Origin of the sequence: Labrys monachus (assembly GCF_030814655.1) — a bacterium.
Lineage (GTDB): Bacteria > Pseudomonadota > Alphaproteobacteria > Rhizobiales > Labraceae > Labrys > Labrys monacha.
Map to the genome: position 1 here is coordinate 667041 of NZ_JAUSVK010000001.1, position 20524 is coordinate 687564.

Sequence of the window (20524 nt, forward strand, 5' to 3'; positions counted from 1 at the left end):
TCCGGCCAAGCCGGCGCATCGCCGCGCCTCAGGTGCTGCCGAGCTGCGCCATGCCGTTCTTGGCCGCCACATTGGAAGAATCGAGCGTGAGGGCGCGCTGGAAGCTCTCGCGAGCCTTCTGCGTGTCGCCGGCGCCGGCCTGCGCCAGGCCGCGCCCCGCCCAGGAAGCGGGATTGCGGTTGTTGATTTCCAGCGCCTGGTTGAAGTCGGCCAGGGCTTCCTTGTATTTGTGCAGGACGAGATAGGAGGTGCCGCGCGAATAATAGGGCGCTTCGGCGAGGGGATCGTTCGAGATCGCCGAGGTGAAATCGTCGATGGCGACTTCATGGTTGGCGGCCGCCTGGCGGATCAGGCCGCGATTGTAATAGGCTTCGGCCGTCTCCGGCTTGATCTGGATCGCCTTGTCGTAATCGGCCATCGCCTGCTGCGTCTGGCCCTGAAGGCGATAGATGTTGCCGCGGCCGACATAGGCGGGCGCATAATTCGGATCGACCGCAATGACGTGGTTGTAGTCGGCCAGGGCCTGCGCGGTCTGGTTCGTCTTGCGGAAGACGAGGGCGCGGTTGGCGAGGGCCTGCGCGAAGTCGGGATCGAGCTGCAGCGCGTGATTGAAATCGGAGATCGCCGGGCCGAACTGGCCGGAGCGCGCATAGGCGGAACCGCGCATGTTCCAGGCCTCGGGATCGCTCGGATTCTTTTCGATGACACCCGATAGCGACGAGATGTCGGTGGAGGCGACCTGGGAACTCTCACCGCTGTCGTCGCCGCCGCCGACCTTGCCGACGGTCTCGCAGCCCATCAACCCCACCAGCAGGACCGCCGCGACCATCGCCCGGAGGGGCCTGGCGGAGAGCGATGCGACTGGACGTGCCGGGTTTGCCATCATGTTCATCCGAACAGTTTCGAGACGACTCGCTTCAGGCCTTCGGGCCCTCGACGAGGCAATTTGCTGCATTAACCTTGCTGGAAGGTAAAGCCTTCCGGGGACAGCGCGGAAGCCTATTCCAATCGCCCGGGCAATTGAACCCGCATATCGTCACGGGGTCACCCGCGCACGGCGATCCGCCGCCTCATCCGGACCCGCGAAAATACAAACGCCCGGCCAAAATGCCCGGGCGTCAGCATCATCCACCTGCTCCGCCGAAACGGCTTATTTCTTGACGACGCGCGGCGTGGCCGGGAGCAGGCCCTCGCGCTGCAGCTTCTTGCGGGCGAGCTTGCGTGCGCGGCGGACCGCTTCCGCCGCCTCGCGGGCCCGCTTCTCGGAGGGCTTCTCATAATGGCCGCGCAGCTTCATCTCACGGAAAATGCCCTCACGCTGCATCTTCTTCTTGAGAGCCTTCAGAGCCTGGTCAACATTGTTGTCGCGAACGAGAACCTGCACGCGGGCCGTCCTATTTTCCTGATGTGAAACGCTGCGGCGGCCAGACGCAAGGAAACCTCGATATCGGAGCGCCGCCGAATTCGGAAGCGGCGTCATATCAGATCGCAGGTCTTGTGTCCACAGCCTTCGCGACGGTTCGGGCGGGAACGGCCGATGTCAGCGGCTGCGGGGGGAAAGCCGGGTCACGTGGCCCATTTTCCGGCCGGCGCGGGCTTCGTTCTTGCCATAGAGGTGCAGGGCGGCCCGAGGTTCGGAGGCCAAAGCGAGCCAGGCATTGACGTCGTCGCCGATCAAATTGGTCATCACGGCATCGCTGTGCCGCTCGGTCGAGCCCAGGGGCCAGCCGCAGACGGCGCGCACGTGATTCTCGAACTGGCTGACCACGCAGGCATCCTGGGTCCAGTGACCGGAATTGTGGACGCGCGGGGCGATCTCGTTGACCAGCACGTCATGGCTTTCGGTCACGAACATCTCCACCGCAAGGACGCCGACATAGTCGAGCGCGGCGATGATGGCCGCGGCGATCGAGCGGGCGCGTTCCTCGACGAGGGCGGCGAAGCGCGAGGGCACCACCGAACGGTCGAGGATGTGCTCGTGATGCTCGTTCTCGACGAGATCGTAGGTCCTGACCGAGCCGTTGTCGCTGCGCACGGCGATGACGGAGACCTCGGCCGCGAAAGGCACGAAGGCTTCGAGGATGGCGGGCTGCCCGCCCATGCGCGCCAGCGCCTCGGAGAGGTCGTGGCCGGGGCGGATCAGCGTCTGTCCCTTGCCGTCATAGCCGAATCGGCGCGTCTTGAGGACGGCGGGCCGCCCCAGCGCGCCGACGGCGGAGGCGAGGTCGGCATGGCTGTCGACGGCCCGGAACTCGGCCGTGCCGATGCCGAGCGAGCGGATGAAGGTCTTCTCCGTCAAGCGGTCGGCCGTGGTCTCGAGCGCGCCGACGGCCGGCAGGACGGGACGGGCGGCCGAGAGGATGGCGGCCGTCCTCGCCGGTATGTTCTCGAATTCATAGGTGACCGCGTCGACGTCCGCCGCGAAGGCGGCGAGCCGGGCTTCGTCCTCATAGGGTGCGCAGGTGTGGCGGGCGGCGATGCCGAAGGCCGGACTCGCCGGATCCGGACAATAGACGTGGCTCTCGATGCCGAGTTCGGCCGCCGCCAGCGCGAGCATCCGGCCGAGCTGGCCGCCGCCGAGAATGCCGAGCACGCCGCCGGGCGCGACGCGGACGCCTGTCTTGCCCGCGCCGCTCATGCCGTGGGTGCCTCTTCGTCGAGCGGGTGCTCGGCCACCGCCGAGGTCTGCGCCGCGCGCCAGCGCTCGAGCCGTTCCGCGAGGGCCTCGTCGCCGAGGGCGAGGACCGCCGCAGCCAGCAGCCCGGCATTGGTGGCGCCCGCCTTGCCGATGGCGAGCGTGCCGACCGGGATGCCGGCGGGCATCTGCACGATGGAATGAAGGCTGTCGGCGCCCGAAAGCGCCTTCGATTCGACGGGAACGCCGAGGACGGGCAGGGCGGTCAGCGCCGCGGTCATGCCGGGCAGATGGGCCGCGCCGCCCGCGCCGGCGATCACCACCCGGAAGCCCCGGGCCTTCGCCGTGCGGGCGAAGTCGTAGAGGCGCTCCGGCGTGCGGTGCGCCGAAATGATGCGGGCCTCGTAGCCGACGCCGAGCGTGTCGAGGATCTTGGCGGCGTGGCGCATGGTGGTCCAGTCGGACTGGCTTCCCATGATGATGGCGACGGGCCTGTCCTGCCCCGTCACGACATTGTGCGGCATCGAGACTTCCTTCGGCAAAAGGCGTCTCTAGAGCAAGATCGCCGATTTTGGAAGAAGGGACGACATCGGCGACGTGCAGCTTCGATGCGGGGGCGCTGCGGCCGCCGGCCTGCGCCCCGTCGCCGTCAGAACGGATGATACTGGTAGAGCCAGGTCTCGCTCAGCACCTCTTCGCCGTTCCTGAGGTAGCAGCGCAGCTCCGCCGGCTCGGGACCGTCGACCAGGAGGTCGAACTGAGCGCGCCAATGCCCCGCCACGCCGTCCGGGACGGCTTCGGTGAAGATGTAGGAAAGCTCGCCCCGTCCCGTGGTGACCACCGCTTCCGGCTTCACGCCATAGGGCAGGCTCTTGAGCGCATCGCCGAGGAACTCGATGACGAATTTGCGCAGCCCCGCCGGACGGGCCGTACCGGGATGGCCGCCATTGCCGAGGCGGGTCGCCACGCAGCGGGCCAGGTTCGACGGGAAAGGCTCGTCCGCCGCCCAGTGCAGGCGGTATTTGAGGTTGAACGACTGGCCGCCCTTCACCGGATCCTTCGGGACCCACATCGCCACGATATTGTCGTGGATCTCGTCATTGGTCGGGATTTCGATCAGCTGCACCGAGCCCTCCCCGAAGGGAGCGAGCGGCTCGACCCAGAGCGAGGGCCGCAGCTCGTAGCGCACGCCGTCGAGGTAATGGTCGAAATTGCGGTCGCGCTGCAGCAGGCCGAAACCGCGGGGATTGGAATCGGAGAAGGAGGAGGTGGTGGTCGACGGCACGTCGTTGAGGGGGCGCCAGATATGCTCGCCCGCGCCGGTCCACAGCGCGAGGCCGTCGGAATCATGCACTTCGGGGCGCCAGTCGATCGCCGTGGGCTTGGCCTGTTCGGAGAACCAGTACATCGAGGTGAGCGGCGTCAGGCCGAAGCGGTTGATGTCGTTGCGCGTGAAGATGTGCGCGTCGATGTCCATCAGCACCGCCTTCTCGCGCGTCATCAGAAAGCTGAAGGCGCCGGTGACGGATGGGCCGTCGAGCAGCGCGTAGACGCGGATCTGGTTGGTGGAATTGGGCACCGGCTCCAGCCAGAATTCCTTGAAGTCGGGGAATTCCTCCTGATGCGGCGGATTGGGATCGGCGGCGTTGACGGCGATGCCGCGGGCCGAGAGGCCGTATTGGAAGAGTTCCCCGATCGAACGGAAATAGGAGGCGCCGAGAAACGCCACCCAGTCGTTCTTCTTCCAGTCGACCTGGCCGGCGCGGGGCTCCTGGAAGCGGAAGCCGGCAAAGCCGACGCCGTCCGGCATGGCCTGCGCCGGGCTGTCGGCGGGCATGTCGAAGGATTTCTTGCGATAGATGATCTCGCGCGCGTTCGGTCCGTCGACGACATTGATGGTGACGCGCTTCTGGAAGAAGGTGCCGAGGTGGAAGAACGTCACCGGAAAGGGGGCGGGACCGTCGGCCCACAGCGCATCCTCGGTCTTGAACTTGATCTTGCCGAGCTCCTCATAGGTGAGTTTGGAAGTGATCCCGGGCGCCGGCTTCTCCGGGGGCACATAGGCCTCGGAAGCCGATTTGCGGGCACGATCCACGAGGACGCCGAAAGAGAACGGCTTGACGTGCCCGAAGGACAGGGCGCCTTCGTCGGCGGCCGCCGACGCGGGCAGGCCGAGAGCCATCAGGGTCGACAGGCTTACGGCACCCTGGAGAAAGAGCCGCCGATCGAAAGCGTCATTCATCGAGAAAATCCCAAGCGCGAGTTGGCGGCAAGCTAGCCGGCGAATATGGCGTGTCAATGCCGCGCCGGCACAACCGCCGGCATTTTCTGATCAATAGCTTAACGGGAGGGCAGGCTTCGGCGGAAGGGAGCGTGCCGCGCTCGCCGGGCGCGCCCGCACCGGGTGCGCGCCGGGTGCGACGATGATCGCACCCCGCCGGCGCCGGGAAGGCGGTCATTGTCGGGCGAGGCGGCGATGGGGCAGGATGGGCGGCCAAACCCTTCACGCCGGACCGCCATGCCCGCCCTTCCTCCCGCCTTCTATACCCGGCCCGTGCTCGCCGTCGCCCGCGACCTCATCGGCGCGATCCTGCTGGTCGACGGCGTCGGCGGCGTGATCGTCGAGACCGAGGCCTATGAAAAGGAGGATCCCGCCTCGCACGGCTTCCGCGGCCGCACGCAGCGCAATGCGGTGATGTTCGGGCCGCCCGGCCGCATGTACATCTATCTTTCCTACGGCATGCATTGGTGCGCCAACATCGTCTGCGGCGAAGAGGGGCAGGCGAGCGCGGTGCTGCTGCGGGCGCTGATGCCGCTCGCCGGGATCGAGCGCATGGAAGAGCGGCGCGGCCAGGTCGCGCGATCCCTGCTCTGTGCCGGCCCCGGGCGGCTATGCCGGGCGCTGGGGCTGACGCAGGCCCAGAACGGCCTGCGCGTCGATGCGCCGCCCTTCGAGGTCCTCGCCGGCGAGGACAAGCCGCCGATCGCGGTCGGGCCGCGCATCGGCATCACCAAGGCGGTCGAGCAGCCCTGGCGCTTCGGCTGGGCCGGTTCGAAATTCCTTAGCAGGAAATTTCCCTGACGAGGCCGCGGCGTTCTCTATTTGCCGAAGATGTCGCAGATCTTGGAATTCGGCGAGCCGGTGCAATGTTCGGTCGGCGTATCCGAGGCCGGCACGATGCGGATGATGCGGTCGGGACCGATCAGGGCCGTCTGGCCGGGCGTGACGAGCTTGCAGTAGCGCTGCGGCCGATGCGGCGGGCAGATATAGGTCTTGCCCTCATAGAGCGTCACGCTGCTGGTCTCCGTGCGCGAATCGACTTGGAACTTGGTGCCGCGGACGCCGATCGAGGCCTGGGGCGCATGGATCCGGTAGGCCCGCTTGGCCGAATCGCCGGTGGCGAAACGGAAGGCCCCCTTCGCGAATTGCAGGACCACGGACTTGGCCTTGCCATTGCCCTCATAGACGAAGCTGTCGAGCGTCACCGACGATTTCGAGCCGAGCATCAGATGGGTGTTGTCGAGGAACTGTACTTCGACCACGCCGCTTGGCCCGGTCCGGATGGTTTCGCCCAGATGCACGGGCGAGCCGATGGAGAGCAGCCCGGATAGGCTGCCATGGACTGCCGGCGTCAGGCCGACGACGCTCCCGATCACCGCCGGACCTGGCTGCGCGGCGGCGGGATCTGCCGATGCTGTCCTAACGGAACATAGGGCGCATAAAACAAGCGCTGCGGATATCAGGCGCAGGAAACGTAAGATCATGACAGTATCGAACCAGGAAGTGGGATTTTGCGGATGGGACGGGCGGGTTTTTACTCTAGACAGAAGGAAGGTGAATGGGAAGTCCATTTGACTTGCTGTGCCGAAAAAACGCCGCCGCCTGACTTCGGAGAAAACTGTCACAATAAGGCTGCGCAAGATACAGCGCCGGATGACGAAAGGCCCTGCGAACTCCGGCGCCGGTCGTGAGGGCAAGGCATCGACACGCCTCGATCGTCATCGGCGCCTGGCCGATCCTCCTGTTTGAAAAATTCTCCGATCCGTTGAATAGCTCTCCTTTCGCTCCGGCGCATAAGGGATCGGCGGCCCGCCGTCCGGCGGCGGTCGAACCCGCCGCAGAGGGAGTGGAGACCCGCATGACATTCCTCGACGCCATCCATGCCGCGGACCGGCGCATCCGGCCGGTCGTCCGCGAGACCGGGCTGGAAGCCTCGCCGCCCTTTTCGGAACGCACGGGGCAGGAGGTGCTGCTGAAGCTGGAGAATCTCCAGCATACCGGCTCCTTCAAGCTGCGCGGCGCCGCCAACAAGATCCTGAGCCTGGGGACGCCGGCGCCGGATACCAAGGTGGTGACGGCCTCGTCCGGCAATCACGGCGCGGCCGTCGCTTATGCGCTGCGCGGCGTCGGCGGCCGCGGGCTGATCTTCGTGCCGAACGGCGCCTCGCCGGCCAAGGTCGCCAATATCCGCAGGCTCGGCGCCGAGGTCGAGTTCGTCGGCGAGGACAGCGCCGACACCGAGGCCCATGCCCGCCGCTATGCCGAGGAGAGGGGATGGCCCTATGTCCCGCCCTACAACGACCCGGACGTCGTGGCCGGGCAGGGCACCATCGCCGCCGAACTGCTGCGCCAGGGCGGGCCGATCGACAACGTCTTCGTCTCCGTCGGCGGCGGCGGCCTGATCGGCGGCATCGCCACCTATCTGAAGGCGGTCTCGCCGCGGACCCGGATCATCGGCTGTTCGCCGGCGGCCTCCTGCGTCATGGCCCGTTCGGTCGAGGCCGGCGAGGTGCTCGACCTGCCGTCCGGCGCCACCCTGTCGGACGGCACCGCGGGCGGCATCGAGCCGGGCACCATCACCTTCGCGCTCTGCCGGGACCACGTCGATCACTGGATCGATGTCGATGAAGAGGAGATCGCCGAGGCGATGCGCCTCTTCATCGACGGCCACCACATGCTGCTGGAAGGCGCGGCGGGGGTGGCGCTCGCCGGCCTGTGCAAGGCCGGGCCCGCCTGGACGCAGGGACGCTCGGTGGCCGTCATCTGCGGCGCCAATATCAGCCGTCCGGTGCTCAGGAGCGTGCTGTGAGCCCGCCGATGCGTCTTCTCACGCCCGAGGCCATCAGGGCGGCGCTGGACGGTTTCGATCCTGTCCCGGCGATGGAAGCCGCCTTCCGGGCCTTCTCCCGCGGCGAGGCCGTCGTGCCGCCGCCGGGCGAGCTTCTGTTCCAGGACCCGCCCGGCGATGTGCACATCAAATATGGCCACATCGCCGGCGGCGATTACTACGTCGTCAAGATCGCCTCCGGCTTCTACGACAATCCGCGCCACGGCCTGCCGAGCGGCAACGGCCTGGTGCTCGCCTTCCGCCGGCGGACCGGCGAGCCGGCGGCGATTCTCGACGATCGCGGCTATCTCACCGACCTGCGCACCGCGGCGGCCGGCGCCGTCGCCGCCCGGCACCTCGCCCCCGCCGAGATCGATGCCATCGGCATCATCGGCACCGGCATGCAGGCGGAGATGCAGGTCCTGCAGCTGCAGTCCGTGCGCCCCTGCCGGGATGTGGTCGTGTGGGGACGCCGCCCGGAAGCGGCGCGGGACTATGCCGAACGGCTCGGAAAGCGAGGCTTCTCCGTCACGATCGCGGCCTCGCCGGCCGAGGTGGCGGAGCGATGCCGTCTGATCGTCACGGCGACGCCGAGCGCCGCCGTGCTGCTCGAGCGCGCCATGGTGCGGCCGGGTACGCATGTGACCGCCATCGGGGCGGATACGCCCGACAAGCAGGAGCTCGATCCGGCATTGTTCGGCGCGGCTCGCGTCGTCGCGGTCGACAGCCGGGCGCAGGGTGCGCTGCGTGGGGATCTCAGGCACGCGCTCGCGGCCGGTGCGATCACGCTCGATCGCGTGGTGGAACTCGGCGAGATCATCGACGGACGGGCCGCCGGCCGCACCGATGAGAGCGAAATCACCGTCGCCGCCCTCACCGGCCTCGCCGTCCAGGACGTGGCGATCGCCTCGGCCGTGCTGGCGCGGGCATCCGGCGGGCCCGGCTGAGACCCTCCCGCCGGCGCCGGCAGGTGGCGAGGGAGGAAGCCCCTGCATCTGGACATCGGCGTTCGCATCGGCTTCAAGCGGGGGTACCCCAATCGGCGCCGTCGTCGCCATGGGCGAGGGCGGCCCTCTCCACGTCCGGAAAGCGAGTTGCGACCATGGCGCTGCGCATCATCGACCGCTCTCTCGTCCGGGAATTGCTGCCGATGGACGGCTGCATCCGCCTGATGGAGGATGCCATGCGGGCCACGGCCCGCGGCGAGACCATCCAGCCCCCGCGCTGGATCCTCGGCCTGCCCGGCGGCGAGGGCCGGGGTTTCGGCATGATGCCCGGCGTGATGGCGAAGCCCGACTGCTTCGGCGCCAAGGTCACGGCGGTCTATCCGGAGAATCACGCCCGGGGCCTGCAATCCCATCAGGGCCTGATCCTGCTCTTCGATACGGAGCACGGTGCGCCGGTCGCGATCGTGCATGGCGGCGAGGTCACCGCCATCCGGACTGCCGCTGCGAGCGGCCTCGCCACACGCCTGCTGGCGCGCGCCGATGCCGACGACCTCGCCATCCTCGGCTATGGCGAGCAGGCGATGCAGCATCTGAGGGCGATGGCGATCGTCAGGCCGCCGAAGCGCGTGCGGGTATGGGGGCGCTCGCCGGAGAGGGCCGAGGCGTTCGCCAGGCAGAACCAGGCCTTCGCCGGGGTGCCGATCGAGGTCATGCGCTCGGCCGAGGCGGCGGTGAAGGATGCCAGCCTGATCTGCACCGTCAGCGCCGCCGCCGAACCGATCCTCGCGGGTCGCTGGGTCGCGCAGGGCGCCCATCTCAACGTCGTCGGCTCCAGTGTCGCCGCCGCCCGCGAGATCGACAGCGATGCCGTGGTCCAGGCGCGCTTCTTCGTCGACTACAAGCCCTCGACGCTCCTGCAGGGCGGCGAGTTCCTCGCAGCCAAGCGCGAGGGGCGCGTCACGGACGACCACATCCTCGGCGAGATCGGCGCCGTGCTGCTGGGGCTCCTGCAAGGCCGGCGCTCCGAGACCGACATCACGCTCTACAAGTCGCTCGGCATCGCCGCCGAGGACCTGGTCTGCGCCCACCACCTCTTCACCACCGCGCAGCAGCGCGGCCTCGGAACGGATGCGTCGTTCTGACCGTTCCGGCCTCCACACCGAGACATCATGAAAGGTTTGCCCCGATGGACATGCTCGCAGACATCCGGACGGCCCGGGCGGCGATCGGCCCCCATATTCATCACACGCCGCTGTGGCGTTCGAGCACCCTGTCCCGGATGCTGGGGCGTGACGTCCACATCAAGGCGGAGCTGCTGCAGAAGACCGGCTCCTACAAGCCGCGCGGCATGATCTGGGCCCTGATGTCGCTGTCCGACGCCCAGCGGGCAGCCGGTGCCATCACTTTTTCGGCCGGCAACGCGGCGCAGGGCCTGGCCTATGCCGGCGCCGTCCTCGGGGTGACGACCGTCGTCGTGATGGCGGCGACCGCCAACCCGACCAAGGTCCAGGCCACGAAGGACTATGGCGCGGAGGTCATCCTGCACGGCACCCCGCAGGAGGCGGCGCAGCATTGCCTCGACGTCGCCGCGGCGCGCGGGCTCACCTATGTCTCCTCCTATGACGACGAGGCGCTGATGACGGGGCACGCCTCGCTCGGCTGCGAGATCTTCGAGGCGCTGCCCGACGCCGCGGCGATCTTCCTCGGCATCGGCGGCGGCGGCATGGCCGGCGGCCTCGCCAAGGCCGCCATGGCGCTGGACCGGCCGGCCGAGCTGTTCGGCGTCGAACCGACCGGCGCTCCCGCCATGGTTCGCAGCCTCCAGGCCGGCCATGCCGTCCGCCTCCAGGCGGTGAAGACCGTCGCCGACGGCCTTGCCGCGCCGAGCGCCGGCGAGCGCTGCTTCCACTATGTGAAGCAGCGCTTCAGCGACGTCGTCCTGGTCGAGGACGACGCCATCCTCGCGGCGATGAAGCTCCTGATGCAGCGCTGCAAGCTGACGCCGGAGCCGGCGGGTGCGGCCGCCCTCGCCGGGCTGCTGGCCCATGCCGGCCGGGTGAAGGGCGACGGCCCGATCGTGTGCATCGTCTCCGGCGGCAATGTCGACCTCAAGCTCCTCAAGGAATGGCTCTGATCGCTTCCGCAGCGTCCGCCTCCGCAGGGTTCGTGCTCGTCGCACTCACGAACATCTGTCTTCCTCTTCCGGCACTTCCCGGCTCGGCTCGAAACGAGGCAAATAGCGCGTGCACATCTGCCGGCGCTGCTATATTGGCTTGGTAGGTTTTTTCCCGATCATCATGCCGATTTCGAAAGTCACCTTTGTCCGCTCGACCGTGCTGCTCATTCTTCTGGGCCTGGCGGCTCTTGTCCTCATCGTCGCCGCGACATTCTGGCTCGTCGGCCAGACCCAGGCCTATTCCGACAAGGTGACGAATGCGCGGCGGGAGCGCGCCGCCGTCGTCGACCTCGTCCGCCTCGTCCAGGAAGCGGAGACGGGGCAGCGCGGATATCTGCTCACGGGCGACGAGAACTACCTCAAGCCCTATGAAAACGCCCGGCGGGACCTGGAGCCGCAGCTGGCCCGTGTCCGCTCCTATCTCAACGGCGAGGCCGACATCGAAGGCATCGTCGACCGCCTCAACGACGTGCTGACCAGGAAGCTGGACGAGTTGCGCCGCACGATCGATCTGCAGAAGGCCGGGCGGCATGAGGACGCGATCGCCATCGTCCGGACCGATGTCGGGCAGAACCTCATGGACGCGGCGCAGGACCTCTTCCAGCGCCTGATCGAGACGACCGATTCGAACGTCCGGCAAAGCCTCGACCAGCAGCGGGACAATATTTCCTATCTGCGCTGGGTCACGCTGCTGAGCGCGCTGGCGATCCTCCTGCTCGGCGGCGGATCGGTGTGGACGGTGCTGCGCTACATGAACCAGCTCGTCGCCGCGGAACGCGAGGTGAGCGCGCTGAATGCCGGCCTCGAGGAACGGGTGCGCGAACGCACCGCCGACTTCCAGCGGGCCAATGAGGAGATCCAGCGCTTCGCCTATATCGTGACGCATGATCTGAGGGCGCCGCTCGTCAACATCATGGGCTTCACCAGCGAATTGGAGACGAGCCTGACGGCCATCAAGGCCTATATGGCGCAGAGCGCGCCGACGGGCGAGGACGCCGTCGCCGGGGCGGCGCGGCTGGCCGTCGAGGAGGACCTGCCCGAGGCGATCGGCTTCATCCGCACCTCCACCGGCAAGATGGACGGGCTGATCAACGCCATCCTCAAGCTCTCGCGCGAGGGGCGCCGCACGCTCAAGCCGGAGAAAATCGATCTCGGCGCCCTGTTGCAGGCGACCGCTTCGAGCTTGCAGCACCAGGCGATCGAAGCCGGCGGGGAGGTCCAGGTCGACGCGCAGGTGCCGCCGATCGTCTCCGACCGCCTGGCCCTCGAACAGGTCTTCGGCAATCTCGTCGACAATGCCGTCAAATATAGCCAGCCCGGCCGGCCCCTGAAGGTTCGCGTCAAAGCGAGGCAGATACGCGGGCGGCGCATCGTCATCGACATCGAGGACAATGGAAGGGGCATCGCCAGCCATGATCACGAGCGCGTCTTCGACCTCTTCCGGCGGTCCGGCGCCCAGGACCAGCGCGGGGAAGGCATCGGCCTCGCCCATGTCCGGGTCATCGTGCGCAATCTCGGCGGCGAGATCACGCTCAAGTCCTCGCTTGGACAGGGCACCACCTTTACAGTAAGCCTCCCGCCGGATTTGCGGGACGTCAGCGGAGCAAATGCGACATGACCGAGGATGCCAGACCCGTCAGCATCGTGATGATCGAGGACGACGAGGGCCATGCGCGCCTGATCGAGAAGAACATCCGCCGCGCCGGCGTCAACAACGAGATCGTTCCCTTTTCCAACGGCACCGACGCGCTGGCGTTCCTGTTCGGCCCGGACGGCTCGGGCAGCATCAGCTCGGGGCGCCAGCTGCTGATCCTGCTCGACCTCAACCTCCCGGACATGACCGGCATCGACATCCTGCAGAAGGTCAAGTCGAACCCGCATACGCGCCGCTCGCCCGTGGTCGTGCTGACGACGACCGACGACAGCCGCGAGATCCAGCGCTGCTATGACCTGGGCACCAATGTCTACATCACCAAGCCTGTGAATTACGAGAGTTTCGCCAATGCCATTCGCCAATTGGGCCTGTTCTTTTCAGTCATGAAGATTCCAGAGGTCAACTGATCCATGGCGAGCCAGCCATCGCCGATTTCCATTCTCTACATCGATGACGATCCGGGACTGGCGCGCCTCGTGCAGAAGTCGCTGGGACGGCGCGGCTACGTCGTGGAGACGGCGCTGACGGGCAAGCAGGGGTTCGAACGCCTGGACAGGGGCGGCATCGACGTCATCGCGCTCGATCACTTCCTGTCGAGCGGCACCGGCCTGGAATTCCTGGCCGAGCTGCATGCCCGGCCGTCGCCGCCGCCCGTCGTCTATGTGACGGCTTCGGCCGAAACCTCGGTCGCGGTCGCCGCCCTGAAGGCCGGCGCGGCGGATTACGTCGCCAAGACCACCGGCGAGGAATTCCTGGAACTGCTGGGCAGCGCCGTCGACCAGGCGATCGAGAAGGCCCGCCTCGAGCGCGAGCGCGACCGGGCCGAGCGGGAAGTGCGCGAGGCGCGCGACCGCGCGGAGATCCTCCTGCACGAAGTCAACCACCGCGTCGCCAACAGCCTGGCGCTGGTGGCCGCGCTCGTCCGCATGCAGGCCAACGCCATCGCCGAGCCGTCCGCCAAGCGTGCGCTGGCGGAGACGCAGACCCGCATCTCGGCGATCGCCGGCGTTCACCGCCGGCTTTATACCTCGGAGGATGTGCGCTCGGTCGAGATTTCCGGCTATCTCGCCAATGTCCTGCAGGAATTGGAGACGACGCTCAATCCGTCGGGCAAGACGTCGACGATCCGCCTGATCGCCGAGCCGGTGGCCGTGCCGACGGACAAGGCCGTCTCCATCGGGGTGATCGTCACCGAGCTCGTGACCAATTCCTTCAAATATGCCTATCCCGACGACAGCAGCGGCGACATCCGGGTGCGCTTTCACAGGACGTCCGAAAACAGCGCCAATCTGACGGTCGAGGATGACGGGGTCGGCTGGAACGGAACCGGCCCGTTGAAGGGGACGGGCGTCGGCAGCCGTATCGTGACGGCGCTGGCGCGAAGCCTTGCCGCCACGGTCGAATATAGAGAAACGGCCGGCTGCTGCGTAAGCTTCGACTTCGAGATCTGAGGGCGCATGCCCCCCGGCCGGCCGAGGACGTATTATAAAAGAATTGCTACAATCCAGAAACAATCGTCGCCTCGAACTTTAACGTCGAAGGACGATACTGCAATCCGGCGAAACGTGGCGGATAGGCAGCATGACAATTCTGGACGGCGGCGAGGGCGGTATGGGCCGGTCCTCCGCTATGGGCGCGGCGGAGTTCCGCAGCACCCTCGCCGGCATAGGCCTGTCGGAGCATCACGCCGCGCGTTTCCTGAAAGTCGACGAGCCGACCTTGCGGCGATGGATCGCGGGGCGCGAGGACGTGCCGCCCCCGCTGGCCTGCCGCCTGCGCCTGATGATCTGCCCGGACATCCCGCCCGACATGGAATGGGCCGACGGCGAGGCCTGAGCGGTCCTGCGCCCGCCGGCCGGTCGCCTGGCGGAGAATTCCGGCGACATGCGGTTTCCTGCGGAACTTTCAACAGCTTTGCGCGTTCGCGGCCGGATGCCTGCCACGGGGCATCATGCATGGAGTCCGCGTGCCGTACCGGGAAAAAGGCGTCCTTCCCCGCGTAAGCTTGCCGCTCGCCGGCGCGCGCACCGTCACCGTTCAAGCTTTCCACCGTCGAGACTTGGCGAGGGATGCTTCACCGAGCCCGCTGGCATGCGCGGACCGGGGCTTGATCGCGACTGTATCACAGCCCATAAGAGGTGCAGACGGAGGCAGAGCTGGCTTGACCTCCCGTTCTGCCGGGCTTTTCCAAAGACATCATTTCATTTCAAGGATGTCATTCACACACCCGAGAAGATTGTCATCGCGATATCAGCTTTTCGAGGCGGGGGTACAGTAGGGCATGAATTCAAAGGTAAGCCGAATATTACGACGGTTGCCCACTTATGCAGTCTATATCAAGGAACGGCCAGCCTGGTTGTTCATGCTCATTTTCGCCCGGCTTTTGGCGGCACGCAAGGCCGAACGTCTCTTGCATGGCGCGGCTCCGAAATCTGTCGAGGTGGCGGACGGGACGCGCATCCAGACCGACGATGTCGCTTCGGTGGTGCCGACCCTCGTGAAGAACGGCGTATGCACCGATTTTCGCCTTCTGCCGGAAGACGTCCGGCAAATTCTCGACTTTGCTGAAAACACGGTCTGCTATCCCCGCGACGGTTCGGGAAAGGGCTTTCTTCCCCGCGAATTCGAGCATGCCAATACGGAGAGGCAGCGGGACGTCATCGCCGCCTATTATTTCGACCGCGTCAAGGATTGCGCCGCCATCGAGCGCCTGCAGGTCGATCCGCTGATCTGCGGCGTCGCCAACGCCTATCTCGGCGAGGACGTGCAGAATATCCGCACGCGGCTGTGGTGGAGCTTTCCGGCAAAGAGGGTGGACGATGCCGATCTCCACGCCGCGGCACAGGAAAAGTTCCACTTCGACATGAACGATTGGAGAACCCTGAAGTTCTTCTTCTACATCACGCCGACCGACGAACAGTCCGGCGCCCATCGCTATATCGAGGCAAGCCATCGCAAGCGCCGCCTCCGGCACCAGTTCACGCTGATGGTCGGGCACGAATTCGAGGAATTGCTCGCCTATTACGGCCCGGACGCGATCAAGACGGTCACCGGAGACGCGGGGGCCGGATTTGCCGAGGACCCCTTCACCTTTCATACGGGAACATTGTGCCGGACGAAGCCGCGGCTGATCCTGGAACTCGAATATGGCCCGTCCGCCCCGAGCCCGAGCTATCGCTACGGCGTGCTGGGATAAGCGGGCCGCCCTGCAGTCGCGTCACCGCCTCGGGCAGGACGGCGGAAAGCGGTTCTTCGTCCCGGCCGATCCATCCCGGCCAGCTCGAATAGCCGGAAAAGGGAAGGGTGCGCTGCGGCCGGCATCGGGCGGACGTCAGGCTATTCTCGTCGTGGTGCCGCAGTTGCGGCATGCCAGCCGCTCCGTCTCGCGCACCATTTCGGCGCTGTTGCAGACGGAGCAGACGTCGCCGCTGAAGCCCATCGCCCGCCACCCGGCCCGCCCCTCGCGCGGCATCGCCAGTTTCGGGATGACGCGCATCGCGTCGCCGGCGCCCTCGATCTGCGGCGCAGGCGGCCGGACATTCTGCATGGGGTGGCCTCGCCCCGCGGGAAAGGCGTGGAGGGAGGCCGTCGCCGCCGATGCGGAGCCGGCTCGCCTGCCGCCCCGCTCGAACGGCACCCGCACGACCACGGGGCGAGGGACGCCCTCGTCGCGTGCCGCGGCGAGGCGCGCAGCGTCGGCAACCGGCGCGACGGCAGGGGATTCCGACATTGCTCCCGCTTCTTTCGACACCATGGATCGCCCCTTCAATGCCCGCTGCACACCCCAGGCCCCGCCTGCGTCCTCACGGACGATCGCGCCGGCAAGATCACCCGATGCAACGGACGCAGCCGGCAGCCTATTCGCGCAGATCCCTTGAGGACCGATGCAGTATTGCCGCTCGTGCACGGCAGAAATAAGTCGCAAGCTGGTCGATAGTGGGGCTGTGATCATGTCCCCGGGCGTGGTGCAGACGCGATGATGCCATCAGGGGGCCATCGCGCTGCTGACCTGCCCCCTTCCGGGGTGGCGAGACTGCGTTCCGGCCTTGCAGCGCTGCGCCGAGACCTCGAGACAGCGCATGGACCCGGCGACGCCCCTTCGCGGGGCCTGGCCTGCGGGGCTGGCCCCATTTCTGCCCGCGTCGGCGCGGCGCGTTTTTTCAGCGACGAGAAGAAGCTCTCCATCGCAGCATTGTCCCAGACGTTGCCCGACCGGCTCATCGAACATGTGATGCCATGGTCGGACGTCAGGCGCTGGAACTGCTCGCTGGTGTATTGCGATCCCTGATCCGAGTGATGCAGCAGGCTGTCGGGCTTGCCTCTCCTCCAGACGCCATGATCAGGGCTTCGGCGACGAGCTGCGCCGTCATCTCCGCCTCATCGCCCAGCCGACGACACGCCTGGAGAACAGATCGATGACGGCGGCAACATAGAGCCATCCTTCGGCGGTCCAGATATACGTGAAGTCGGCGATCCATTTCTGGTTCGGTGCCGATGCCTGGAAGGTGCGATCGAGGAGGTTCTCTGACACTGCGGCTCGCTGGCCGGTATCCTTCGGCAACCCACGTCGCCGAGGCCGGGCCCGCAGCCCGTTCTCCCGCATGAGCCTTTCGATGCGATGCAGGCCGCAGGAGAGGCCTTCCGCCAGAACATCGTGCTAGCTAGCGTCTATCGTGTGATAGGAACATAGGCGTTCGACCCGCAGAGCTAGAGAAACCCAATGAAGGTGTCTATCGCAATCGATGGCAGCGCGTGGAACTATCTGTTTGAGAAGGCAATCGACCTGACGGCCGAGCTTCCGCCGGATACTTTCAATGTTTTTATTCCGCGCGAGGTTGAAGTCGAACTCGGCGCCACGCCTGACATTGGCAAAGATGGCCAGTCCAAGGTTGCGCTCAGGCGATACGTCTGGGCCAGCATTGAAAGCCGGCAAGTCCAGACAAGCGCAACCTTCGGATTCGCAGAAGCTGGGGGCGCTTTTGGATTGCATCGCTATGCCGGATTCGGTGGCGGCACATTTGCCTCTGATGAAGAGCGCACCTATTACGCCGACACTGGCACTCAGCGCTATCTTGTCGGTAGATCGCAGAGGCCATCGGGCCTAACTCAATACGAGGCTGATGCGGCGCTTGCTGCTAGTTCGTCGCACTCCGTCGTTCTAACGAACGACAAGAAAAACGGTCCGATAAGGGATGCGCGAGCGCAAGGCGGAAAGGTCATATATCTGAAGGATTTTGACGCTCAATCGCTGCCGCTGGCGGCATATATCTTGAGCTTTCGCTAAAGAGTATCTTGATATAAAAGACATATTGAGAAGGCGCTCATGCAAACCATTTTTGATTATTTAGATGGCAGCTTACTGCCGTTGATTGGTCGGGTAATGCAGACGGTGCCTGAGGCGCATCGCGGGATGTGCTCCGGTTTTGTAGATTGCTTGTATGAATATCAGACTCTTGTGACCGGCGTCTTAGCCGTGTTGGCTGGCGCCTTTACGTTGTTGGCTGCGTGGTGGCAAATTCGTGCAAGTAGGGCAACGGAGGCGAGACGTCGTCAAGCAGAAACCCGCGCAGCACGGGCAATGCTAACGTTCGCGCTTGATCAAATTCTTGAATACGCCGAAGGCTGCGCTCACGCCCTCGTTGCGCATAACTGCGCAGTGTTGCAGGCAGAAGCTTCAGGTTTGCCCGTGCCGACCAACTCAAAGCACTTCCCAACATTTCCGGGAGCAGTATTAAAGCCCATAAGCGAATGCATTCGCCACGAAGACAGTCCTGAAAGATTGGAAATGCTCGCTAGCCTTGCAAATTGGCTTCAGATCCACGAGGCACGCGTTAAAGCATTGAAGGAGAAGATCGAGTTTGGCTCGATAATGCCTGCCGAACTTTCGCGTAGTCCATATGATTCGGCGGAGCTATATTATTTAGCTGAACAGTTATACCACTATGCACGAGAGATTCATCAAAGTCCGTCGCTAGGAGAGAAGTCGGACAGGTATCTAGCTGTGTTCCTTAGAATGGGCATCGATGACAGTAGGATTAACTTTGTGCCAACTGCCACTAAGAAGAATCCCAATAGTATGCAAATACCGTATTAGCTGCGTGGGTCAATCTGGGCAATCCTCCAATCAACCGCGGCTTGATAGAGTTGGCTCGGTTTGTTTGGACAGCTTAGCCCTGCCGGATAAGTGGATTTCAGCCCGTATTATGCCGCGGCCGGGATTGGGGTTGGCTGGCTGAAGTAGGCCTGATCGGGTGTCTTCCGGTCAAGGCTCGAATGGGGTCTGCGGGTATTGTAGAAAATCAAATATCGGCCGATCGAGGCGCGGGCCTGGGACACCGTGTCGTAGGCGTGGAGATAGACTTCCTCGTATTTCACCGACCTCCAAATTCTCTCGACGAAGACATTGTCGCGCCAGGCGCCCCTGCCATCCATGCTGATCTTGATGTCGTTCTTGATCAGCAAGCCGGTGAAGGCCTCGCTGGTGAACTGGCTGCCTTGATCGGTATTGAAGATTTCCGGCTTGCCATAACGCACCAGAGCCTCCTCGACCGCCTCGATACAGAAGTCCGCCTCCATGCTGATCGAGAGCCGCCAGGACAGCACGCGGCGGCTGAACCAATCCACCACGGCTGCCAGATAGACAAAGCCACGCCGCATCGGGATGTAGGTGATGTCCATCGCCCAGACCTGATTGGGCTTGGTCACCGGCAGTTCGCGCAGGAGATAGGGATAGATCTTGTGTCCCGGCGCTGGTTTCGAGGTGTTCGGTCGCCGGTAGATTGCCTCTATCCCCATGCGCTTCATCAGCGTGGCGACGTGCAACCGTCCGGCTTGGTGCCCATCGGCAGCCAAAAGACCTTGCAGCATGCGAGAACCGGCGAAGGGATGCTCAAGGTGCAGCTCGTCGATCTGCCGCATCAGGGTAAGGTCGGCGGGCGGCACAGGACGGGGCAGATAGTAGACGCTGCTTCGCGCCAGTCCCAAAGCCTTGGCTTGGCGAGTGATCGGAAGTTCATGCGTGCGGTCGATCATTTTCTTGCGCTCAGAAGGCCGGCCTTGGTGAGCGCTCCTTCTAAAAAATCATTCTCAAGCGTCAGCTCCCCGATCTTGGCATGGAGGGTTTTGACATCAACCGCGGACGAAGCTGGCACGGCCGTGCCACCCGCACCGAATACCCCGGTTGCCCCTTCAAGAAGCTGTGTCTTCCACTGACTGATCTGGTTGGTGTGGACATCAAACTGCTGAGCTAACTCATTCAGCGTCTTCTCGCCCTTGATCGCCGCCAAGGCTACTTTCGCCTTGAAAGCCGGGCCATGGTTCCGGCGTGCTCGTCTCGTCATCGTCGCTCCTGTCCTTGGCATCCTATGCCAGGTTCAGGGCCAAATTCCACTTATCGGTCCTGTCCGTTTTTCCCGAGCCAGCTCTGATAGCTGCGGAGGAATGGGAATGGATATCTTGTACAAGATCTTTTTTCTTATCGTAACGGGTCTGTTTTTTTGCCGTTGTGGATTTTTTCGAGAATGCTGTTCAAGGGGGTATCATTCAGGGTGAATCGACTGCCGCCTTCCTCACGCTGACATCGCGATCGCCTTTCGGCGGAACCTGCGCCGAAAGGCTCCTCTGCTCCTGAAACCAGATTCTTGAAGACGAGGTATGGGCTTACTAGAGAATAATGTCCTTGCCCTCCACGATGCGAAGGTCAGGAGGCGTCGGCGCGATAGCCTCTCTCTCGACATCAATGGTTTCGATAATGAGGCTATCCTTGATAGGTATGATGCGCACGTGAACGACGTTACGCTTGGCCGCCGCAAATATTCAATCCATCTAAGGCCAGCCAAGTGCTTGAAATCCTTGGCGCTCCCAACCGGGTTCGAACCGGTGTTTTCGCCGTGAGAGGGCGACGTCCTGGGCCACTAGACGATGGGAGCAGCGGCGAGGTGTGGCCGTATAGCCGCAAACCGCAGCGGCAGCAAGACCGAATTTGCGATCCCGCACCACCGGCAG

Annotated in this window: 20 protein-coding genes, 1 tRNA gene and 1 pseudogene; 12 read left to right on the forward strand and 10 right to left on the reverse strand. The window is 65.0% G+C overall.

Going from position 1 to position 20524, the window contains the following annotated elements; translation table 11 throughout:
• Positions 1-28: 28 nt before the first annotated feature.
• The 5 genes from J3R73_RS02900 to J3R73_RS02920 form a co-directional block, all read right to left on the reverse strand.
• Positions 29-892 (reverse strand): tetratricopeptide repeat protein, encoded by an 864-nt coding sequence (locus J3R73_RS02900; RefSeq protein ID WP_307422211.1) that lies wholly within the window; start codon positions 890-892, stop codon positions 29-31.
• A gap of 258 nt (positions 893-1150) precedes the next feature.
• A complete protein-coding gene (gene rpsU, locus J3R73_RS02905) occupies positions 1151-1384 on the reverse strand; it encodes a 30S ribosomal protein S21 (protein ID WP_307422213.1) in 234 nt (77 codons plus the stop codon).
• Positions 1385-1540: 156 nt separating this feature from the next.
• A complete protein-coding gene (locus tag J3R73_RS02910; protein WP_307422215.1) occupies positions 1541-2638 on the reverse strand; it encodes a 5-(carboxyamino)imidazole ribonucleotide synthase in 1098 nt (365 codons plus the stop codon).
• Entirely contained in the window at positions 2635-3159 is a 525-nt protein-coding gene (gene purE / locus J3R73_RS02915) for a 5-(carboxyamino)imidazole ribonucleotide mutase (protein WP_307422217.1), read from the reverse strand. The genes J3R73_RS02910 and purE overlap by 4 nt, the downstream gene beginning before the upstream one ends.
• A gap of 125 nt (positions 3160-3284) precedes the next feature.
• Positions 3285-4877, reverse strand: a complete 1593-nt coding sequence (locus J3R73_RS02920) for an OpgD/OpgG family glucan biosynthesis protein (protein WP_307422219.1) — start codon at positions 4875-4877, stop codon at positions 3285-3287.
• A 276-nt stretch (positions 4878-5153) separates the two neighbouring features.
• Between J3R73_RS02920 and J3R73_RS02925 the strand changes: the two genes are divergently transcribed.
• Positions 5154-5717: a DNA-3-methyladenine glycosylase gene (locus tag J3R73_RS02925; protein WP_307422222.1), complete on the forward strand. Its 564-nt coding sequence runs from the start codon at positions 5154-5156 to the stop codon at positions 5715-5717.
• A gap of 17 nt (positions 5718-5734) precedes the next feature.
• Here J3R73_RS02925 and J3R73_RS02930 read toward each other — a convergent pair whose 3' ends face one another.
• A complete protein-coding gene (locus tag J3R73_RS02930) occupies positions 5735-6292 on the reverse strand; it encodes a FecR family protein (protein ID WP_307422224.1) in 558 nt (185 codons plus the stop codon).
• Positions 6293-6774: 482 nt separating this feature from the next.
• Between J3R73_RS02930 and J3R73_RS02935 the strand changes: the two genes are divergently transcribed.
• The 9 genes from J3R73_RS02935 to J3R73_RS02975 all read left to right on the forward strand — a co-directional run bounded on the left by J3R73_RS02935 (position 6775) and on the right by J3R73_RS02975 (position 15716).
• Positions 6775-7725 (forward strand): threonine/serine dehydratase, encoded by a 951-nt coding sequence (locus J3R73_RS02935; protein WP_307422226.1) that lies wholly within the window; start codon positions 6775-6777, stop codon positions 7723-7725.
• An 8-nt stretch (positions 7726-7733) separates the two neighbouring features.
• A complete protein-coding gene (locus J3R73_RS02940) occupies positions 7734-8690 on the forward strand; it encodes a Rossmann-fold NAD(P)-binding domain-containing protein (protein WP_307422228.1) in 957 nt (318 codons plus the stop codon).
• Between the two features lie 155 nt (positions 8691-8845).
• The gene (locus J3R73_RS02945) at positions 8846-9832 is read left to right on the forward strand and encodes an ornithine cyclodeaminase family protein (protein ID WP_307422230.1); all 987 of its coding nucleotides are present in this window, start codon (positions 8846-8848) and stop codon (positions 9830-9832) included.
• Between the two features lie 44 nt (positions 9833-9876).
• Positions 9877-10824 carry a threonine ammonia-lyase gene (locus tag J3R73_RS02950; RefSeq protein WP_307422232.1) on the forward strand — a complete coding sequence of 316 codons (948 nt, stop codon included), beginning with the start codon at positions 9877-9879 and terminating at the stop codon, positions 10822-10824.
• 163 nt (positions 10825-10987) lie between these two features.
• Entirely contained in the window at positions 10988-12484 is a 1497-nt protein-coding gene (locus J3R73_RS02955) for a sensor histidine kinase (protein WP_307422235.1), read from the forward strand.
• On the forward strand, positions 12481-12927 hold the full coding sequence (locus tag J3R73_RS02960) for a response regulator (protein ID WP_307422236.1): 447 nt from the start codon (positions 12481-12483) through the stop codon (positions 12925-12927). Before J3R73_RS02955 ends, J3R73_RS02960 begins: the two co-directional genes overlap by 4 nt.
• A 3-nt stretch (positions 12928-12930) precedes the next feature.
• Positions 12931-13971 (forward strand): response regulator, encoded by a 1041-nt coding sequence (locus J3R73_RS02965; RefSeq protein ID WP_307422238.1) that lies wholly within the window; start codon positions 12931-12933, stop codon positions 13969-13971.
• Between the two features lie 130 nt (positions 13972-14101).
• A complete protein-coding gene (locus J3R73_RS02970; protein ID WP_307422239.1) occupies positions 14102-14356 on the forward strand; it encodes a helix-turn-helix domain-containing protein in 255 nt (84 codons plus the stop codon).
• Between the two features lie 520 nt (positions 14357-14876).
• Entirely contained in the window at positions 14877-15716 is an 840-nt protein-coding gene (locus J3R73_RS02975) for a hypothetical protein (RefSeq protein ID WP_307422241.1), read from the forward strand.
• Between the two features lie 135 nt (positions 15717-15851).
• On the opposite strand, the gene J3R73_RS02980 is transcribed toward J3R73_RS02975, so the two are convergent.
• Together J3R73_RS02980 and J3R73_RS02985 are read right to left on the reverse strand one after the other, a co-directional pair.
• Positions 15852-16250, reverse strand: a complete 399-nt coding sequence (locus J3R73_RS02980) for a hypothetical protein (RefSeq protein ID WP_307422242.1) — start codon at positions 16248-16250, stop codon at positions 15852-15854.
• Positions 16251-16678: 428 nt separating this feature from the next.
• Positions 16679-17177, reverse strand: a pseudogene (locus tag J3R73_RS02985) (IS3 family transposase); the annotation flags it as partial.
• 63 nt (positions 17178-17240) lie between these two features.
• On the opposite strand from J3R73_RS02985, the gene J3R73_RS02990 reads away from it, so the two are divergent.
• Complete coding sequence (locus tag J3R73_RS02990; RefSeq protein WP_307422244.1) at positions 17241-17804, forward strand: hypothetical protein; 564 nt, start codon at positions 17241-17243, stop codon at positions 17802-17804.
• Between the two features lie 39 nt (positions 17805-17843).
• Complete coding sequence (locus tag J3R73_RS02995; RefSeq protein ID WP_307422246.1) at positions 17844-18614, forward strand: hypothetical protein; 771 nt, start codon at positions 17844-17846, stop codon at positions 18612-18614.
• A gap of 107 nt (positions 18615-18721) precedes the next feature.
• Here J3R73_RS02995 and J3R73_RS03000 read toward each other — a convergent pair.
• Together J3R73_RS03000 and J3R73_RS03005 are read right to left on the reverse strand one after the other, a co-directional pair.
• Positions 18722-19860, reverse strand: a protein-coding gene (locus J3R73_RS03000; protein WP_307422248.1) for an IS3 family transposase whose coding sequence is annotated in 2 segments (ribosomal slippage) — positions 18722-19593 and positions 19593-19860 — 1140 coding nt in all. Because the reading frame shifts where the segments join, the coding sequence is not laid out codon by codon here.
• Between the two features lie 512 nt (positions 19861-20372).
• Positions 20373-20448 (reverse strand) — tRNA-Glu (locus tag J3R73_RS03005).
• Between the last annotated feature and the right edge of the window lie 76 nt (positions 20449-20524).

What these genes read in the sequence shown, in the direction of transcription:
- J3R73_RS02900 (WP_307422211.1), bottom strand. Translation starts at nt 892, where the DNA reads ATGAACATGATGGCAAACCCGGCACGTCCAGTCGCATCGCTCTCCGCC.
- J3R73_RS02910 (WP_307422215.1), bottom strand. Translation starts at nt 2,638, where the DNA reads ATGAGCGGCGCGGGCAAGACAGGCGTCCGCGTCGCGCCCGGCGGCGTG.
- purE (WP_307422217.1), bottom strand. Translation starts at nt 3,159, where the DNA reads ATGCCGCACAATGTCGTGACGGGGCAGGACAGGCCCGTCGCCATCATC.
- J3R73_RS02920 (WP_307422219.1), bottom strand. Translation starts at nt 4,877, where the DNA reads ATGAATGACGCTTTCGATCGGCGGCTCTTTCTCCAGGGTGCCGTAAGC.
- J3R73_RS02925 (WP_307422222.1), top strand. Translation starts at nt 5,154, where the DNA reads ATGCCCGCCCTTCCTCCCGCCTTCTATACCCGGCCCGTGCTCGCCGTC.
- J3R73_RS02935 (WP_307422226.1), top strand. Translation starts at nt 6,775, where the DNA reads ATGACATTCCTCGACGCCATCCATGCCGCGGACCGGCGCATCCGGCCG.
- J3R73_RS02940 (WP_307422228.1), top strand. Translation starts at nt 7,734, where the DNA reads ATGCGTCTTCTCACGCCCGAGGCCATCAGGGCGGCGCTGGACGGTTTC.
- J3R73_RS02945 (WP_307422230.1), top strand. Translation starts at nt 8,846, where the DNA reads ATGGCGCTGCGCATCATCGACCGCTCTCTCGTCCGGGAATTGCTGCCG.
- J3R73_RS02950 (WP_307422232.1), top strand. Translation starts at nt 9,877, where the DNA reads ATGGACATGCTCGCAGACATCCGGACGGCCCGGGCGGCGATCGGCCCC.
- J3R73_RS02955 (WP_307422235.1), top strand. Translation starts at nt 10,988, where the DNA reads ATGCCGATTTCGAAAGTCACCTTTGTCCGCTCGACCGTGCTGCTCATT.
- J3R73_RS02960 (WP_307422236.1), top strand. Translation starts at nt 12,481, where the DNA reads ATGACCGAGGATGCCAGACCCGTCAGCATCGTGATGATCGAGGACGAC.
- J3R73_RS02965 (WP_307422238.1), top strand. Translation starts at nt 12,931, where the DNA reads ATGGCGAGCCAGCCATCGCCGATTTCCATTCTCTACATCGATGACGAT.
- J3R73_RS02970 (WP_307422239.1), top strand. Translation starts at nt 14,102, where the DNA reads ATGACAATTCTGGACGGCGGCGAGGGCGGTATGGGCCGGTCCTCCGCT.
- J3R73_RS02980 (WP_307422242.1), bottom strand. Translation starts at nt 16,250, where the DNA reads ATGTCGGAATCCCCTGCCGTCGCGCCGGTTGCCGACGCTGCGCGCCTC.
- J3R73_RS02990 (WP_307422244.1), top strand. Translation starts at nt 17,241, where the DNA reads ATGAAGGTGTCTATCGCAATCGATGGCAGCGCGTGGAACTATCTGTTT.
- J3R73_RS02995 (WP_307422246.1), top strand. Translation starts at nt 17,844, where the DNA reads ATGCAAACCATTTTTGATTATTTAGATGGCAGCTTACTGCCGTTGATT.